Raw genomic sequence first — 17,021 nt, 5'->3', positions numbered from 1 at the left:
TACTCTTCGAGTTCTCCGCAGGAGTAGCCGCAGAGTATTTTGAATTTTGAATTTTGAATTTTGAATTGTTCCACCTTTTGCCTTCTTAATGCGCGTTGACTAATAAAGCATTAAAATACATGAAGTAAAATGCTCTTTTAACCTTGGTTGCTGCTTCAGCACAGATTAGTATATGACTGACGTTCCCGCAGTTCGCATTCGCAATTTTTGTATTATTGCTCACATCGATCATGGGAAATCTACCCTGGCCGATCGCTTACTGCAAGCCACTGGCACTGTTGACGAGCGGCAAATGAAGGAACAGTTTCTCGACAACATGGATTTGGAACGGGAGCGCGGCATTACAATTAAGCTGCAAGCTGCCCGGATGAATTATCAAGCCAAAGATGGGCAGCAGTATGTACTGAATTTAATTGATACGCCTGGCCATGTGGACTTTTCTTATGAAGTTTCCCGCAGTTTGGCGGCGTGTGAGGGCGCTTTGCTAGTGGTAGACGCATCTCAAGGGGTTGAGGCGCAAACTCTGGCAAATGTGTATTTAGCTCTTGAACATAATCTAGAAATTATCCCAGTTCTCAACAAAATCGACTTACCGGGGGCAGAACCAGACCGGGTAATCGGTGAAATTGAAGAAATTATTGGTCTAGATTGCAGTGGGGCAATTCTCGCTTCTGCTAAAGAAGGAATCGGTATTAATGAAATTCTTGAAGCCGTTGTTGAGCGTATACCACCACCACCCAATACAGTTGATCAGCGCTTACGAGCATTAATCTTCGATAGTTACTATGACATCTATCGTGGTGTCATTGTATACTTCCGGGTGATGGATGGAACCGTGAAAAAAGGCGATCGCGTCTATCTCATGGCTTCCGAGAAAGAATACGAAATTGATGAATTAGGTGTTCTTTCTCCCACCCAAAAACCCGTGGATGAACTCCACGCGGGGGAAGTGGGTTATTTCGGTGCAGCCATTAAAGCAGTAGCTGATGCGCGGGTGGGTGACACAATCACTTTATGCAGCGCCAAAGCCCCAGAAGCTTTACCGGGTTACACAGAAGCCAATCCAATGGTTTTTTGTGGAATGTTCCCCATCGATGCTGACCAATTTGAAGATTTGCGGGAAGCTTTAGAGAAACTGAGGCTAAATGATGCCGCACTGCAATACGAACCAGAAACTTCCAGCGCGATGGGTTTTGGCTTCCGTTGCGGGTTCTTGGGTTTGCTGCACATGGAAATCGTCCAGGAACGCTTGGAACGAGAGTATGACTTAGATTTAATTATTACAGCCCCCTCCGTGGTGTATAAAGTCATCACCACCAAAGGCGAAGAACTGTATATAGATAATCCTAGCCATTTACCAGCCCCCAACGATCGCGAAAGGATTGAGGAACCATACGTCAAGGTGGAAATGATTACACCGGAAACCTATGTCGGCACTTTGATGGAGTTGTCGCAAAATCGCCGGGGTATTTTCAAAGATATGAAATATCTCACCCAAGGACGTACCACCCTCACCTACGAAATTCCTTTGGCGGAAGTTGTTACCGACTTTTTCGACCAAATGAAATCGCGATCGCGTGGTTATGCCAGTATGGAATATCACCTCATTGGCTACCGCGAAAACCCCTTGGTGAAGTTGGACATCATGATTAATGGTGATCCTGTCGATTCCTTAGCCATGATTGTTCACCGAGATAAAGCCTATGGTGTGGGACGTTCAATGGCGGAGAAACTCAAGGAATTAATTCCCCGCCATCAATTCAAAGTCCCCATTCAAGCGTCTATTGGTAGCAAAGTCATCGCCAGCGAACACATCCCCGCCTTGCGTAAAGATGTACTCGCCAAATGTTATGGCGGTGACATTAGCCGGAAGAAGAAACTCTTGCAGAAACAAGCAAAAGGTAAAAAGCGGATGAAATCTGTTGGTACAGTCGATGTACCCCAGGAAGCTTTTATGGCTGTATTGCGTTTGGATCAAAGTTAACGACTATAGCCTAGTGCCTGACTCAGCTAACTAGCCTGGATGTCTCATCTTACGTATCTGCATTAGGGAAACCATCAGGAAATCATACAGCGCATTTAATCACAATCGCGCTGACCAAGAATGTAGAAGGGCAGAATGTACCTTCTACATTTTGGAGATTTTTTTATTCTGTCTACGACACGCTACGCGAAAATAGAGAAGCCATAGGCTATTACGAATTACTTTGTCGTGAAGCTTGGGCGCGTTTGTTAATTTCCGTCCAATTAACTACATTCCACCAGTTATTTAAATACTCAGGACGACGGTTTTGATATCTTAGGTAATAAGCGTGTTCCCAAACATCATTCCCCATGATTGGATATGAACCTTCTGTGATAGGGCTATCTTGATTAGGAGTGCTGACAATCTGTAACTGTCCTTGGGGATTTCGCACTAACCAAACCCAACCACTACCAAAGCGATCGCCTCCTGCTTTGTTAAACTGTTTTTTGAACTCTTCAAAATTGCCAAAGGTTTGGTTGATTTCTTGGGCGATGTCTCCTGTCGGTTCTCCACCGCCATCAGGACTCATGATTTGCCAGAAAATTGTATGGTTGAGATGTCCGCCACCATTGTTACGTACTGTGTTGCGAATATCTTCAGGTACACTGTTCAAATCCCGCAGTAAAGCTTCTACACTACTATTTTGCAGTTCTGGATGCTTCTTCAACGCATTATTAAGGTTATTAACGTAAGCCGCATGATGTTTATCGTGATGCAGTTTCATGGTTTCTGCATCGATAGCTTTCTCTAGGGCATCATAACCGTAAGGTAAGGGCGGTAACTCGGCTGGATTCGTCCCCAGTTGGCGGTCTAGAAAACCTATGGAACGTTTATCTGTTGTGGGCGCAGTGGTTTGTACAGGAGTTGCTACATTAGTTGGGAGGGAATTTGCTGCTTCTTGAGGTTCGCAAGCATAAAGCATAGATGTCACGAGAATTATCATGAAAAAGCCAATAAACCGTTGCCGCAGGGATGATTTCATGTTGTTGCCTCTTATTTGTTCTTAAATTGAGCTACGATACGCTCTGCTTATATAGTCGGTGCCAAAATTCTTAATAGCAAAGACTGAATAATTGCTAGAGAAATTGGGCTTAATATGGCGCTTAAAACACAATAACGTAATCTGGATTCAGAGTTAATAGATAATAAGTAATACGACCATCCGATTTTCTTCAAAGAATAATGCTGACAACCGAGTGGAATTGTGGCTAGCTAAATTAATTGCGTTGGCGTTAGCCCTGCCGCAACTCTTGCAAATTAAGAATTGGTTTTATTGTTCCTAGCTATAAAGCTAGTCCATATTGATTATCTTCTCATTTGATAACGTACTAGCTTTTTCACATCTTCAGACTGAAGATTTAATACTTGAGTAGTCATTGACTCTATCATATTTATTTCGGTGGTTGGAAATAAGAAGTTCAACTTTATCAGTGACTTATTGGCAGTTATTACTTCAACAAAGGTTAATTTTTTTTCTTGTTTAATTTCAGCCTTAATTGCCTTCAAAACCACAGGAATATTTACTGTCAGTGGTTGATTATTTTTTATCTTTTTTACTTGGGGATACAATCCAAATGTTTTGGCGATCGCTACCTCATCAAAGTTGGATTTAGGAAATTCCATTTCTACACTTTTAAGCAGAGAATTACCAATATTAATATTAACTTTAGTTAGGGTTTTGTCTTGCTCTATTTGAGTATCTAGCACCGTAAAACTCATCATAAATATCACTTGTGTCATCTGATCAGCTTGTAATTTATCTATTGTCCTGTAAGACAAAGCTAATAAGTGCTTAGTTAACAAATCACTACCAGTCCAAAAGGTAATACCTAGCAGCAAAAGGGACAGAATAATCAGCAAAATCTGTGGACGAAGATCAGGCATGGATGTAATTTTTAAAGAAAAGCAGTATTCGATTACTAATAAGGGCTAAGAAAATTTATCAGTTCCCCCGTAAAACTACCAGTAGATAGATATATAATCTATCTACTGGTCGAACAAATCACAATCTAAAATTGGGATAGTAATGATGATAGATATAAGAACACTTATTCTTTATTAAAAAGGATCTGAAAGTCCCATCCCCAAAGATATTATGCGAATATTATTAGTGGAAGATGATTATGAACAATCAGAGCCATTACAAGGTATACTATCGGAAGCTGGCTATATTGTAGATACGGCGGAAGACGGAGAAATAGCCGAATGGTTGATTTCCCAAAAAGATTATGATCTATTAATTTTAGATTGGATGCTACCCACAATAAGCGGGTTAAGTTTATGCCGCCAGTATCGTTGTGCGGGTAAAACTGCACCTATATTGATGCTAACGGCTAAAGACACCACACCAGACAAAGTGATGGGTTTAGATGCTGGTGCAGACGATTATCTCGTCAAACCCGCAGACCTGGTGGAACTTTTGGCGCGGGTTCGTGCTTTAGCAAGGCGAGTCCCTAATTGGCAAGGAGACAGTTTGCGTGTTGCAGACTTACAATTACATCTAGCATATTTAACCGTAGAACGAGAGCAAGTCACAGTCGAGCTATCTCCCCGTGAAGCAAGATTACTCGAATATCTCATGCGTCACCCCAATCAGGTTTTAACTCGCAGCCAGATAGAAGAAGCCCTGTGGGAGTGGGGGATGGAACCAGAAAGCAATGCTTTAACGGTTCTGGTACGCAAGCTGCGACACCGTTTGCAGCAAGTAGATGCAGCAGAGTGGATTAGAACAGTTTATGGTATGGGTTATCGCCTAAATCCACAATATTAAATATTGTCAATCAATGGGATAATTGCGTAAAAGATAGGGACTGGGAATTGGGAACTAGGTAAAGCTGGAGAACATGACTAATACCCATTACCTATTACCCATTATCCATGACCAATTCTGATGACTACAAAAGCGATCGCAGTATTTGATATAGATGGAGTTATCCGTGATGTTGGTGGTTCCTATCGTCGAGCTTTAGCAGACACGGTAGAGTATTTTACAAACCAGGCTTATCGTCCCACCTCTTTAGAAATTGACGAACTGAAATCCGAAGGTATTTGGAATAACGACTGGGAAGCGTCTCAAGAATTAATTTCCCGTTACTTTGCAGCGCAAGGAACACCCCGTGAACAATTGCGACTAGACTACAACACTATAGTTGCCTTTTTTCAATCCCGTTATCGTGGCCCAGACCCAGACAATTGGACGGGATATATCTGTGATGAACCGTTATTATTACAACCAAGTTATTTAGAACAACTTACACAAGCGGGTATTGCTTGGGGATTTTTTAGCGGTGCTACTCGTGGTTCTGCTAACTATGTTTTAACACAACGTCTGGGTTTACAATCTCCTGTACTCATTGCAATGGAAGATGCACCAGGTAAACCAGACCCCACAGGCCTTTTTGCAACTGTTAAGCAGTTAGAGGATGGGCTAGAGGAAAAATCAGTAATTCTCTATGTCGGAGACACGGTAGCAGATATGTACACAGTCAGCAAGGCTAGAGAACTCAAACCTCACCGTACTTGGATTGGAGTAGGTATCTTACCGCCTCATGTCCAAGAAACAGCAGCCCGTCGAGAAGCGTATGCACAAACACTAGTAACAGCCGGTGCAGCAGTAGTTTTGAGTAATGTTGAACAGTTAAATCCAGCACAAATACAAGATTTATTGTATCAATGAATCGTATGTAGTTTAAGTACTGCTAGATGTTCCTTGTTCATATTGCATGGCTTTGGCATAATCCCCTAAGGCATAACAAGCTATTTTCAGACTGGCAAGAGCTTGTTCTTCAATGCGTCGGTCTTTGATGCTTCTGGCTAACAATAGGCGTGCTTCATAGTATGTAATAGCTCTGTTATGGTCACCTAAAGCTTCACAAGCAACACCTAAACTACCAAGAGACTGTTCTTCACTACGCTTATCTTTCAGGTCTCTAGCTAATTGCCAGCGTTTTTCATAGTATTTAATGGCTTTAGCATAATCGCCGATCGCATAGCAAGCATTACCCAAATTTTTCAATACTTGAGCAGCACTACGAGGATTATTTAAAGAGAGTGCTATTTTGACACATTTTTCGTAGTGGGCGATCGCTTTTGGGTAATTATCCAAAGCATACCAAGTATTGCCTAGATTTTTCAGGACTTGTTCTATGCCCCAGCTATCTTTGAGTTCTTCAACAATAATGAGGCTTTGTTCTTGATAAGCAATTGCTTGATGAAAATTACCAGAAGCTTTATACACTAATCCCAAATTATTTAAGGCTGCAACTTGACTGCGTTTATCCTGCGACTTCTGAGTTAGTTGCAAACACGCTTCGAGAAACTCAATGGCTTTGTTGTAGTCGTTCAGATGACGGTACGCATTACCCAAATGAGATAGTATTTGCATCCTTACTGATAAATCTGGGGTGTCTGTCAAGGATAAACACTTTTGGCAGTAAGCAATAACATTTCTATAATCTCCTGAGGTGTAAGTGATTAATGCCAGCAACGATAGGACTTGTTCTTGTTGTTTGACATCCCTGGCTAGCTGAAACATCTCCAGGGATTGCTGTAAGGACTTGATGGCTGCTATTAAGTCTCCAGCCTGCTGTTGTTGAATTCCTTGCCGCAGTAACTTGGATGCCTGTGATGAGTGATTGTCGTTTTCTGGAGAAGCCAATGATTCTTTCGGCTCACCTTGGTCAAATTCGTGAGTAATTGTGTTGCGCCTTACTTGTTTGGGATATTTGGCAACTTGCACAGGAACCTGATTGTTAATGCTGTTGTTCCCTTCACCGTTTGACATTGACCAATTCCTGATAACTGGGGTGATGTATTTAGTGTTCCCAAAAATTAGCCGCTTCTTTCATACAAAATACTGATAATTGTTTTCATCTCGGTAAAATAACTAGTTCAATTCCCCATCCATAACCTCAGCGTCCCTATTTCTTGCTAGTTTTTACTTATAGGAATAGAGGTATTAGCAATGCAGAGACAACTAGAACCAGAAGTGATGGATAGTTGGGAGGAAGCTAGTGAATATGATGCAATGGATTTTACAGAGGTAAACACTGCTTTTGCTGAGGAGGCCGTGGCTTTTAGTCCGTCAGAACATGGTTTAGTCTTGGATGTGGGTACTGGTACCGCGCGGATTCCGATTTTAATCTGTCAGAAACGTCCTCAATGGCAGTTAGTGGCGATTGATATGGCTGAAAATATGCTACAAATTGCTACACAGCACGTCCAGCAGTCTGGGTTACAAGAACATATTCGTTTGGAACTGGTGGATGCGAAACGTTTACCTTACGAGGATGGCATATTTGATTTGGTCGTTTCTAACAGTCTAGTCCACCATTTACCTGACCCTTTACCTTTTTTTGCTGAAATTAAGCGCGTTTGCAAACCTCAAGGCGGTATTTTTATCCGTGATTTATTTCGTCCTGAGGATGAAGCAACGATGAATGCTTTAGTAGCAAGTATTGGGAATGAATACGATGACTATCAGAAAAAATTATTTCGTGATTCTCTCCATGCGGCATTGACATTGGATGAGGTTAATCAGTTGATTATAACAGCAGGATTAACGGGAGTGGAGATTTATCAGTCAAGCGATCGCCACTGGACTGCTAAACGCAGTTGGACTAATTAGAAATATCATGGTGTTCAGTTTCCGCTAGCCAGCTTAATCTATTGATTGGTGTTTTTGTCTGCCAAATTTGTTCAAACTCGGCTCTTGTAATGCCAAACTCTAGTAAATCTGCTTTACTTAGGGGTTTGTCACACAACATTCCGTAATTATCGGCAAAATGATTGTCATCGTAAAACAAGACATTACCGTTTTCGTAAACTTCTATTTGTCTTGTAGCGCATAAATCGTTACCTACCTGTATGACTTCTATAAAGTAGGTACTAGTACCCCAAGTATCAAACTCTCCGCCAAGGGTTTCATCCCAAAACCATTTACAGTATTTCTTTTCTTTGGTTGATGAAGACATAATTGCTTCACTCCTAATATAGACACTCATATCTTCAAGGTACTCTAAAAGAATATGCTTGTGTGTCTGAGTCAGGAGATGAAGAGAAAGTAAATGCTGACGAATGCACAAACACTTAGGACTTACGCATGAAAACAAAATATCAAGGCTTGGAAAAGGGTATAGGGGTATAGGGGTATAGGGGTGTAGGGGTGTAGGGGAGCCAGTTGCGTGGGCGGGTTTCCCGACTTGAGCAAACTGGCGTGTATAAATGTTTGAAACCCCTACACCCTTACACCCAGTCTGAACAGACAACCTGTGTGCGTAAGTCCTAATACTATCTAAATGAGGAGGGCAAATCAAAATTTTACAAGGCATTCTAGAGTTAAGCCTAGAAACTATTTTGAAGGGAAAAGACGATGACAATCTCTTTAAATCACACTATAGTTCCTGCTCATAATAAAGAAGCATCAGCGCAATTTTTTGCCCAAATGTTTGGTTTAAACGTCGAATCTGTTGGTCATTTCGCGGCTGTGCGAGTTAATGACACACTCACACTTGATTTTGATGACAGAGAAACATTTGAGTCTCACCATTATGCTTTTCATGTCAGCGATGCAGAATTTGATACTATCTTTGCCAGAATCAAACAAGCTGGTCTGGAGTATAGTAGCGACCCCATGCACCACAACAAAGGAGAAATCAACAATAGAAAAGGAGGACGTGGTTTTTATTTCTACGACCCAAATGGTCACAATTTAGAACTATTGACCCGTAGCTGATAGTTACCGAGCATTTTTTCCTACTCAGGTTAAGTCATCACATCTTGAGATTGCAATCACTTTCTACTCTTTTTTTCAATGAATTAGTTCTGTCTTTATCTGAGGGGCGGTAGAATAAACCTAATTTTCGTAGCTTCAACAGAATAACTATGGCTATGTCTTCTACACTACAACGGGCATTTACCAACGGCCGTGTACTGAAAGTAATTAGTGGTTTGAACAACTTTGACGCTGATAGCGTTGCAGCTATTATTAAAGCTGCTGAACTTGGTGGTGCAACTTTTGTAGATATCGCCGCCGATGCTGGATTGGTTCAGTTAGCTAAAAAATTGATTAATTTACCAGTTTGTGTATCAGCAATAGAGCCAGAAAAATTTGTCACAGCCGTAGAAGCTGGTGCAGATTTGATTGAAATCGGTAATTTTGATGCTTTTTATGCTCAAGGACGCAGATTTGAGGCTGCGGAAGTATTGGCGTTGACTAAACAAACCCGCGCACTCTTACCCGAAATTACCCTGTCTGTGACTGTTCCTCATATCCTAGAACTAGATCAACAGGTACAGCTAGCCGAAGAATTGGTAAAAGCTGGAGCAGATATCATTCAAACCGAAGGCGGTACAAGCAGCCAGCCTACTCACCCTGGAAGCCTGGGATTAATTGAAAAAGCTGCTCCCACCTTGGCAGCAGCTTATGAAATTTCTCGTGCTGTATCAGTACCAGTATTGTGTGCTTCCGGTATTTCTAATGTGACTGCACCTCTGGCGATCGCCTCCGGTGCGGCTGGTGTTGGTGTCGGTTCTGCTATCAACCAACTCAACAGCGAAGTAGCGATGATTGCGGCTGTACGCGGCTTGGTAGAAGCTTTGGGAACCGTTAATCGTGCAATCGTCTAGTTAAGGATAAGGGGATGAGGGAGGAATATCTAAAATAACGTGAGTTCGATAAATTCGGAAGAACCCCTCTCCAAACCTCTCCCCGACGCGGAGAGAGGCTTAAAACCCTGATTATTTGGTACTCAGTTATAGATTTTCAGCCCCTTCCCTTGTAGGGAATGGGTTGGGGTTAGGTTCCGTCGAATTCACGTTAAAATATGTTCCCCAATCCCCAATCCAAGGAAAAAGTCAAAAGGTACAAGATTTTTTCTTTTGCCTTTTGACTTTTGACTTTCTACTTTTTTCTCCCCAATTCTTACAAAAGAATATCCTTCAGCGCATAAATCACTTGATCTTGCTGTTCGGTTGTTAATTCAGGAAACATGGGTAAGGATAAAACTTCATTGCAAGCTTGTTCGGCAACTGGTAATTGTCCTGGTTGATAACCGAGATATTGATAAACTGGCTGCAAATGTAAAGGGTAAGGATAGTAAACCATCGAGCCTACTTTCTTTTCTTGTAAGCTATTTTTTACCGCCTCCCGGTGTGTGGCGCTATTACCATTCCGTCCTGCGGTGATGACGCGAATAGTATATTGATTCCACACGCTCACGCCACCAGCTAGTTCTTGCGGGGGGATGATACCGGGAATTTGACTCAGATATTTTTGGTAATAGGCGGCGATCGCTTGTCTTTGGCGATTCCAAGTATCAAGATAAGGTAGTTTAATCTGCAAAATTACTGCTTGAATCGCATCTAAGCGGCTATTAACACCTATTTCTTCATATTGATAACGATGTCTCTGTCCATGTTCCTTGATGATCCGCACCTTGGCAGCAATTTCTGGATCGTTGGTTGTAATCGCGCCACCATCACCGCAAGCACCTAGATTTTTGGTGGGGTAGAAGCTAAAACAGCCAATATGTCCAATACTACCGACTTTTTTGCCGTCCCAAGTCGCGCCTGTGGACTGAGCGCAATCTTCAATTACTGCGATATTGTGAGCTTGAGCGATCGCCATGAGCTTTGTCATATCCACAGGCTGTCCAAATAAATGCACTGGGATAATCGCTTTGGTTTTGGGTGTAATCGCCGCCGCCACTTGCTGTAAATCGAGGTTAAAACTTGTTTCATCGATGTCAACAAATACCGGCTTTGCACCTACGGCGCTGATCACTTCAGCCGTAGCGACAAAGGTGAAGGGTGTAGTAATTACTTCATCGCCTGCACCGATTCCTAAGGCGCGTAAAGCTAAAAATAGAGCATCTGTACCAGAATTACAGGCTACACAATCAGTAACGCCATGATATGCAGCAAATTGTTGCTCAAAACTTTCGACTGGAGGGCCACCAATATAACGCCCAGAAGCCAGCGTATCGACAACGGCTCTGCTGACTTCGGCTTCTATGGAAGCATATTGCTGCTTGATATCAAAGGCGGGAATCGAACTTAGGCTTTGGATCATGAGTTTTCATTTTGTCTGAAGATACAAAGAATACATTCCGAGTGTCAATTTTGACTAGGGAAATTTTTCTTTAAAGAAATTTAAAAAGATTGTCGCTCTAGATACGCATTAAACAAGAATTATTACTGAAGTAATTTTATGGGTAAGACTTAGAACAGTGGTAAGTTATGAGTGCCTGTTCGACAACTGACATAGTGGTGGTCATACCAATTCAAAATTCAAAATTCAAAATTAAGAATGGTCAAATTTTGGACTATTGACTAATTAGGGAGTGGAGAAGAGATGCAGGGTTTGATTAGTTTGGATTTAGTGGATTTGGTGATGGCGGTGGGATTGATGGCGATCGCTATTGGTTTGTCTGCTTGGGAAGGGTTGGGGCTAGAGTTGAATTTAGCGATCGCTACTGGCAGAACTATCCTACAGTTATTGGTTTTGGGGTATGTTTTAGACTTCATCTTTGCTCTGGACAATCCTTGGGCAGTTTTGGCGATTTTAGGGGTGATACTGACGATTACGGCGATTGTCGCACGAAATCGCATCAGTCAGAAAATTCCTTATGTATTGCCTCTGGTATGGGGAGCAATTTTCATAAGTACTGCCCTGACTGTGTTTTACACCACTTTCTTAATCATTCAACCAGATAGATGGTATGAACCGCGCTATGTAATTCCTCTGGCGGGGATGGTGTTGGGTAATGCGATGAATGCGGCGGCGATCGCCGGGGAACGGCTTGTCAGTTCGATGAACTCTTTTTCCACGGAAATCGAAACCCATTTGAGCTTGGGTGCAACTCCAGCACAAGCTGTTAGCCAATACCGTAAGGACGCAATCAGAGCCGCATTACTCCCCACCTTGAATCAAATGATGCTTGTCGGAATGGTAGCTATCCCCGGAATCACCACCGGACAGTTACTCGCTGGGATTAATGCGCTGGATGCGGTATCCTATGAGATTGTGATTATCTTCATGGTTGCGATCGCCAACCTGTTAACAACTGTTTTACTAACTAAAGGATTGTGTCGGCAGTTTTTTAATTCTGCGGCGCAGTTGGTAAGGTGAGTAGAATAAGTGGTGTAGCCTAAAATTAAAATTAACGTGACGTTCTCTATTAGCTAAAGTGACAGAATCTTTGCCATTGCGCGATCGCTATCTTGCTCTCATTGATGAAATTGTCCAGATGACTCTTCAGGGCAAAGTTAGCTCTGTGGAGATGGTATATCAAATGCTGCAAAAAGGTATACTTGCGGGGACTGGGGAAGTGTTTGAGTTGGTTTTAAGCGATCGCCTCAATACTAGCCAAGCTCTGGTGGATAGCGAACAAGATGAGTTGAAAAAGGCTAAGGCTAACCGGAGTTTACGAGCTATTAAGACGATTCAAAGTCAATGGCAAAGATACGCCGAGCAAAATAAAGCCACGGAAGCGATCGCCTCAGCCGTGCAGGAAATCACTACAGCATCAGGAAGCGATCGTTTAGCTACATTTTTACGTATTATTGACCCTAATTTAAAAAACCCCCTAAATCTGTCGCAACTCCAGCAGTTAGGCAAATCATTACAGCAATTCGCTCAGTTTGATCCTGATATCCAGCAAATATCACAAGGAATCATCCGTGGTGTAGCAGCTTGGCAAAGGTTACAAGAACACCTAGTTAGCTGGATGTATGAGTCTAATCAAGCGTTGGGGTTTGGTGGTGTACCAGGAGAAACTGGCCCTTGGGCAACTTGGGCAAAAAAAGTCAATAGTGAATTACCCCAAGCGTTATTTCGCAGCCTAGCTGTAGAACAATCTGCCATCCCATTTGTAGAACAGCATAGTAGTATTACTCTCGCTGATTGGGTAGAAATAGCGTTAATTTTCCAGTATTTGCAACGAGGGTTAGTTAACTGGTTTGACCAGCAAGCATACAATATTCAAGCAGGATCAAAGTTGTCAATTTCTACTTTCTTGACTTTTGCAGTGCTTTGGAGTCAGTTAGCAAGCGGTTTTCAAGGTAAAGAAGAATACAGTAATGGCTGTTCGCAAATCATGCTGCAAACCCTGCGAACCTTTGCCCAGCGTCCCTATTTTCCTCTTTACGGTGGGATTTTTGCGTCATTTTCTGGTAGTTATTTGCGGGATGCTTTAGATTATTTGGATGAACCCTTACGTAGAGTTGAGCGAACCCAAGAGAAAGCGCGAATTTTGACCCTTTTAGGTTATTCTCAACGGGCATTGGGGCAATATCAGCGATCTATCAAGTTTCACCAGCAAGCATTGGAAATTGCCAGGAACGCTGGCGATCGCCCCTGTGAAATCGCCAATCTCAATCACCTCAGCCGTACCTATGTACAAGAGCAAGATTATGCTGAGGCGATCAATAATAGTCAGAGAGCATTAATGTTGAGTAGGCAAGCAGGTGATAAGACAGGCGAGACTAATGCACTGGTAAATCTAGGTTACAGCGAAGTGATGCAGGCGCAAAAGCTGGAGCAAGCAGAGCCAGAAACCTATGAAAGGGCAATTAGTTATTTAGAACAAGGGTTAAAGTTATCAGAAAAATCAGGTGATATTCAAAGTAAAGCTTTATGTGTCAGTAGTTTAGGTATTGCATATTTAGTTATTGGTCAACCACAAGATGCTATTAAATATTTAGAAGATGGTTTTAAAACAGCACAAATTTCTGGTGATTTGTATCTCCAAGGTCGCAATTTAGCTTATCTTGCGGAAGCTTGTTATCAATTACAAAATTTGGAAAAAGCCGTTTATACTGGCTGTCTAGGAATGTATTTATTAGAGCAAATTGCCTCCCTAGAATGGCGACAAGCAGCCGGATTATTGACTATTTTACAAGGACAAATTGGGTTAGAAGCCTTTCAAAATTTACTACAGCAAAGCCGCAGTAGAATCATATCAATTATTGGTGTGGATGGATATGATTACATTCCAAAATTGTTAGCACAGTATCAGGAGGATATATAACTTCACAGCCCATGAGACTGCCTCCCCCCATGTGTTTGGCTGTATTTAATCTTGAATTTTGTTGGCGTAGCCTTCCCGTAGGGTATTTTGAATTTTGTTGGCGCAAGCCTTGCCGAAGGCTATTTTGAATTGATTCACTCTATTTCTTCACAGCGAATTAAGAGCTTTTCCATCGCTTCTGCTAAAGAAATTAAATCATTCCATGAAGAACCACTAACTAAACTCTGGGCGTGAGCTAGTCGGTTGCGTAATTGTTCAGCAGATTTTAAAAACCGTTCACCAGCGCGTTTTGATTTTAGTTCTAGTTGTTCCAGCAGTTCTGGCTGATGTAAAACTAACTCTCGCTTGTCACAAAATTGCAGGTAATCTAGTAAATCTGTGGCTTCGTTTCTTTCTTGACTCTCACGCCACAACCTGCGCGCAACTTCTAGGCGATCAGGCTTGAGAACTTTCTGCCAAGCGTCTTGGGGATAGTAAAGCCTTACCAATCTCAGCAGATTCATTTCTAGCAAAGTAACTAAACCAAAGAGCAACATTCTTACAGGCGCTTTCTGCAAGTCGCCACAGGTAATAATCCCACTCACCTGATTACAGTCGAGAACAAACAAACGCGGGTTCTGTTGCAATATGGGTAGTAACTTCATCAGTGGTGTAGAAATCGCAATCAGTTCTTTAGGATGAAACACTCGCTGATAGTCACCGCACTTACCAGATTTAACCTGCACCAAACTAGAGCGTTCAATATAGCCTGTGATTGTGTCACCCGTTTCCACGCCAACAACATCAAAATCTTGCGATCGCATCCACCCCAACACCTCTACTAATTCCGCTTCTGCTGGTACGGCTTTCAGGGGTTCTGCCACATATTCAATTGTGATATTGTTCTCAAACAAGCTCCGCAAGTCTTGGGAACGGGATTTTAAGTGTTTCATCTACCCTTAGCCACAGACATAATTCGTAATTCGTAATTTAACCTGAATAGATGATTGTCGCGGCTACTTAAACAACACTCTTGCGCTCTGGGTGAAAATTTCAAAACCTTCTTCAAACTTCAAGCGCCCAGACTAAACAGCCTGAGCGCTTGAATATTAGGTTGCAGAGAAACTTCTGCTAAGTTATGGAATTAAGCAGGCATCATTTGCATGGATCTGCAAGCTTCTGCACATTTACGACAAGCCATTGCACAATCCATCATCATTTGATCATCGCTCATTTGTTCGCAAGCCATTGCAGTGCGATCGCACATTTCCGCACACAGCATACAAGTGCGTCCCATAAATTCGGAACCACCCATCATCATATTCACGCACATCATGCACATTTCTGAGCAGTCGCGCATCATCCCCATCATGCTCATGTCCATCTGCATACCGCCCTTGCTCATGCAGTAGGTCATGGTTTCCATGCACATTTTATGACAATCCATACAAGCTTTCATACAGGCTTGCATTTCGGCAGTCATAGATTCAGTCATCATCATCATCATAGGAAATACCTCGTGAATCTTTGATGTACAAATAGTCTTTTACAAGGACTACTCATAACAGTAACCATATCTTTTTAAGGAATCAATAGTACTTTCAACATAGAAATTTATAAGCCTACTTTCCCGATAGAATTACTGGTATTTTAGCCTTAAACCACAAGGATTTTGGGTGATACTTGCGGAAGTTCTTACCAATCAAGCCTCGCAAACACCTGTAACCGATTAGGATTGGTTAAGACTCGCCAAAATTTTCACCCAGAATCAAACATTGAAGTTAAAAATTACTCAAGTTAAAGTCATATTTTTTTGACAAAAACCTTGAAAAAGATTTATTAATTTATATGAAGACATATTTTATTAAGTTACATCATCTCCAAGCTAGATGTTAAAAACTATAAAAATCATATTTGAATATTGAACAAATGTCAGTATTTGTAGGGTGGGCATTGCCTCACCATATCCGGGTTTTGATGGGCAATACCTACGTATAATTAACAAATCAAATAGTAGTCCTAGTATAAATTGCAAAAAGTTAATTACAAAATCCAAAATGTAAAATCTTTTAAAATAGTGATAAATATTATTTTTAGGTATCACATCATCATATAATAAATCATTGTTAATAATTACAAATTACTGCATTTACTTAATTATGAATAAATCCCAAAACAGTGGAATACTGGAACAACTTGTCAACACAATAATGGGTGTGAAAACTGGTAATCAACAACAATCACCAAATACATCAATAGCCGCTACACAAGAACTAGATATCAAAGCAGTCGTAGTTTATAAACTAGGAACTATCCTCCAAATAGGAGCAATGATTCTTGCGTTGCTGGGAATGGAAAAATTAATCATCTTGATAGATAACAACTCTTCTTTTCCCAATTGGTTTAGTACTTTATTAACGGCATTATTTTTTACTCTATTAAGTATTCGTTCCCGAATTTTTTCTCTCTTAGATAATACCCGTTCTCGCCAGACCTATGACCAAGTAATCAGACCAAGATGGTCTCCTCCACCCTTAGCATTTCCCATAGTTTGGATGATAATTGCAGTTTTGCGGGTAATTTCTTCAGTATTAGTTTGGCAGCAAATGAATCACCAGTTTTTAGTAACACCTTTCATTCTATTTATAGTACATCTGGCTTTAGGAGATACTTGGAATACGATTTTTACCGTAGAACGAAGACTAGGCGCAGCTGTTCCTGTAGTGATTTTAGGCCCCTGGTTATCTGCCGTAGTTGTGACAGCAATTTATTGGCAAACAAATCCTATAGCGGGAATGATTTTATCATTTTCTTGTGTATGGCTAACCGTAGCGGCTGCATTGGTATTGAGAATTTGGCAATTAAATGGATCTGAGCCATTGTATCCTGTAAAACTCACACCAGTGGAAAAATAAATACTCAACATTCACCTTGAAAGGAAAGCAATAACACATATCACCTTGCTTTTGAATATGTATTCAACATAA

16 protein-coding genes are annotated in these 17,021 nt (G+C 41.5%); 9 read left to right on the top strand and 7 right to left on the bottom strand.

Annotated elements, in window-relative coordinates; all coding sequences use genetic code 11:
* Positions 1-172 precede the first annotated feature (172 nt).
* On the top strand, positions 173-1,984 hold the full coding sequence (gene lepA, locus H6G14_RS02920; RefSeq protein WP_190565652.1) for a translation elongation factor 4: 1,812 nt from the start codon (positions 173-175) through the stop codon (positions 1,982-1,984).
* A gap of 211 nt (positions 1,985-2,195) precedes the next feature.
* Here lepA and H6G14_RS02915 read toward each other — a convergent pair whose 3' ends face one another.
* A complete protein-coding gene (locus tag H6G14_RS02915) occupies positions 2,196-3,008 on the bottom strand; it encodes a superoxide dismutase (protein WP_277884298.1) in 813 nt (270 codons plus the stop codon).
* A 323-nt stretch (positions 3,009-3,331) separates the two neighbouring features.
* Complete coding sequence (locus tag H6G14_RS02910; protein ID WP_242053329.1) at positions 3,332-3,886, bottom strand: hypothetical protein; 555 nt, start codon at positions 3,884-3,886, stop codon at positions 3,332-3,334.
* 235 nt (positions 3,887-4,121) lie between these two features.
* Between H6G14_RS02910 and rppA the strand changes: the two genes are divergently transcribed.
* Positions 4,122-4,796, top strand: coding sequence for a two-component system response regulator RppA (rppA, locus tag H6G14_RS02905; protein WP_190565650.1), 675 nt, complete (start codon positions 4,122-4,124; stop codon positions 4,794-4,796).
* Between the two features lie 120 nt (positions 4,797-4,916).
* On the top strand, positions 4,917-5,702 hold the full coding sequence (locus tag H6G14_RS02900; protein ID WP_190565649.1) for a TIGR01548 family HAD-type hydrolase: 786 nt from the start codon (positions 4,917-4,919) through the stop codon (positions 5,700-5,702).
* A 12-nt stretch (positions 5,703-5,714) separates the two neighbouring features.
* On the opposite strand, the gene H6G14_RS02895 is transcribed toward H6G14_RS02900, so the two are convergent.
* Positions 5,715-6,809 carry a tetratricopeptide repeat protein gene (locus H6G14_RS02895; RefSeq protein WP_190565648.1) on the bottom strand — a complete coding sequence of 365 codons (1,095 nt, stop codon included), beginning with the start codon at positions 6,807-6,809 and terminating at the stop codon, positions 5,715-5,717.
* Between the two features lie 180 nt (positions 6,810-6,989).
* Here H6G14_RS02895 and H6G14_RS02890 point away from each other — a divergent pair, with 180 nt between their 5' ends.
* A complete protein-coding gene (locus tag H6G14_RS02890; protein WP_190565647.1) occupies positions 6,990-7,652 on the top strand; it encodes a class I SAM-dependent methyltransferase in 663 nt (220 codons plus the stop codon).
* On the opposite strand, the gene H6G14_RS02885 is transcribed toward H6G14_RS02890, so the two are convergent.
* Positions 7,645-7,998 carry a hypothetical protein gene (locus H6G14_RS02885; protein ID WP_190565646.1) on the bottom strand — a complete coding sequence of 118 codons (354 nt, stop codon included), beginning with the start codon at positions 7,996-7,998 and terminating at the stop codon, positions 7,645-7,647. The two genes, H6G14_RS02890 and H6G14_RS02885, sit on opposite strands and share 8 nt — an antisense overlap.
* A gap of 398 nt (positions 7,999-8,396) precedes the next feature.
* On the opposite strand from H6G14_RS02885, the gene H6G14_RS02880 reads away from it, so the two are divergent.
* Both H6G14_RS02880 and H6G14_RS02875 read left to right on the top strand, forming a co-directional pair.
* Positions 8,397-8,759, top strand: coding sequence for a VOC family protein (locus H6G14_RS02880; RefSeq protein WP_190565645.1), 363 nt, complete (start codon positions 8,397-8,399; stop codon positions 8,757-8,759).
* Positions 8,760-8,908: 149 nt separating this feature from the next.
* On the top strand, positions 8,909-9,652 hold the full coding sequence (locus H6G14_RS02875) for a DUF561 domain-containing protein (RefSeq protein ID WP_190565644.1): 744 nt from the start codon (positions 8,909-8,911) through the stop codon (positions 9,650-9,652).
* Between the two features lie 295 nt (positions 9,653-9,947).
* Here the strand turns inward: H6G14_RS02875 and H6G14_RS02870 are convergent, their stop codons facing one another.
* Positions 9,948-11,096, bottom strand: a complete 1,149-nt coding sequence (locus H6G14_RS02870; RefSeq protein WP_190565643.1) for a DegT/DnrJ/EryC1/StrS family aminotransferase — start codon at positions 11,094-11,096, stop codon at positions 9,948-9,950.
* Positions 11,097-11,378: 282 nt separating this feature from the next.
* On the opposite strand from H6G14_RS02870, the gene H6G14_RS02865 reads away from it, so the two are divergent.
* Both H6G14_RS02865 and H6G14_RS02860 read left to right on the top strand, forming a co-directional pair.
* Entirely contained in the window at positions 11,379-12,155 is a 777-nt protein-coding gene (locus tag H6G14_RS02865; RefSeq protein WP_190565642.1) for an ABC transporter permease, read from the top strand.
* Between the two features lie 58 nt (positions 12,156-12,213).
* Complete coding sequence (locus H6G14_RS02860; RefSeq protein WP_190565641.1) at positions 12,214-14,055, top strand: tetratricopeptide repeat protein; 1,842 nt, start codon at positions 12,214-12,216, stop codon at positions 14,053-14,055.
* A 134-nt stretch (positions 14,056-14,189) separates the two neighbouring features.
* Here the strand turns inward: H6G14_RS02860 and H6G14_RS02855 are convergent, their stop codons facing one another.
* Positions 14,190-14,987 carry a hypothetical protein gene (locus tag H6G14_RS02855; RefSeq protein ID WP_190565640.1) on the bottom strand — a complete coding sequence of 266 codons (798 nt, stop codon included), beginning with the start codon at positions 14,985-14,987 and terminating at the stop codon, positions 14,190-14,192.
* Between the two features lie 191 nt (positions 14,988-15,178).
* On the bottom strand, positions 15,179-15,541 hold the full coding sequence (locus tag H6G14_RS02850; protein WP_190565639.1) for a four-helix bundle copper-binding protein: 363 nt from the start codon (positions 15,539-15,541) through the stop codon (positions 15,179-15,181).
* Positions 15,542-16,193: 652 nt separating this feature from the next.
* On the opposite strand from H6G14_RS02850, the gene H6G14_RS02845 reads away from it, so the two are divergent.
* The gene (locus tag H6G14_RS02845; RefSeq protein ID WP_190565638.1) at positions 16,194-16,949 is read left to right on the top strand and encodes a TspO/MBR family protein; all 756 of its coding nucleotides are present in this window, start codon (positions 16,194-16,196) and stop codon (positions 16,947-16,949) included.
* The last annotated feature ends 72 nt before the right edge of the window (positions 16,950-17,021 follow it).

Origin of the sequence: Nostoc parmelioides FACHB-3921, from assembly GCF_014696625.1 — a bacterium.
Lineage (GTDB): Bacteria > Cyanobacteriota > Cyanobacteriia > Cyanobacteriales > Nostocaceae > Trichormus > Trichormus parmelioides.
This window is presented reverse-complemented; position numbering and strand designations above follow the sequence as displayed.

What these genes read in the sequence shown, in the direction of transcription:
- lepA (WP_190565652.1), top strand. Translation starts at nt 173, where the DNA reads ATGACTGACGTTCCCGCAGTTCGCATTCGCAATTTTTGTATTATTGCT.
- H6G14_RS02915 (WP_277884298.1), bottom strand. Translation starts at nt 3,008, where the DNA reads ATGAAATCATCCCTGCGGCAACGGTTTATTGGCTTTTTCATGATAATT.
- rppA (WP_190565650.1), top strand. Translation starts at nt 4,122, where the DNA reads ATGCGAATATTATTAGTGGAAGATGATTATGAACAATCAGAGCCATTA.
- H6G14_RS02900 (WP_190565649.1), top strand. Translation starts at nt 4,917, where the DNA reads ATGACTACAAAAGCGATCGCAGTATTTGATATAGATGGAGTTATCCGT.
- H6G14_RS02895 (WP_190565648.1), bottom strand. Translation starts at nt 6,809, where the DNA reads ATGTCAAACGGTGAAGGGAACAACAGCATTAACAATCAGGTTCCTGTG.
- H6G14_RS02890 (WP_190565647.1), top strand. Translation starts at nt 6,990, where the DNA reads ATGCAGAGACAACTAGAACCAGAAGTGATGGATAGTTGGGAGGAAGCT.
- H6G14_RS02885 (WP_190565646.1), bottom strand. Translation starts at nt 7,998, where the DNA reads ATGTCTTCATCAACCAAAGAAAAGAAATACTGTAAATGGTTTTGGGAT.
- H6G14_RS02880 (WP_190565645.1), top strand. Translation starts at nt 8,397, where the DNA reads ATGACAATCTCTTTAAATCACACTATAGTTCCTGCTCATAATAAAGAA.
- H6G14_RS02875 (WP_190565644.1), top strand. Translation starts at nt 8,909, where the DNA reads ATGGCTATGTCTTCTACACTACAACGGGCATTTACCAACGGCCGTGTA.
- H6G14_RS02870 (WP_190565643.1), bottom strand. Translation starts at nt 11,096, where the DNA reads ATGATCCAAAGCCTAAGTTCGATTCCCGCCTTTGATATCAAGCAGCAA.
- H6G14_RS02865 (WP_190565642.1), top strand. Translation starts at nt 11,379, where the DNA reads ATGCAGGGTTTGATTAGTTTGGATTTAGTGGATTTGGTGATGGCGGTG.
- H6G14_RS02855 (WP_190565640.1), bottom strand. Translation starts at nt 14,987, where the DNA reads ATGAAACACTTAAAATCCCGTTCCCAAGACTTGCGGAGCTTGTTTGAG.
- H6G14_RS02850 (WP_190565639.1), bottom strand. Translation starts at nt 15,541, where the DNA reads ATGATGATGATGATGACTGAATCTATGACTGCCGAAATGCAAGCCTGT.
- H6G14_RS02845 (WP_190565638.1), top strand. Translation starts at nt 16,194, where the DNA reads ATGAATAAATCCCAAAACAGTGGAATACTGGAACAACTTGTCAACACA.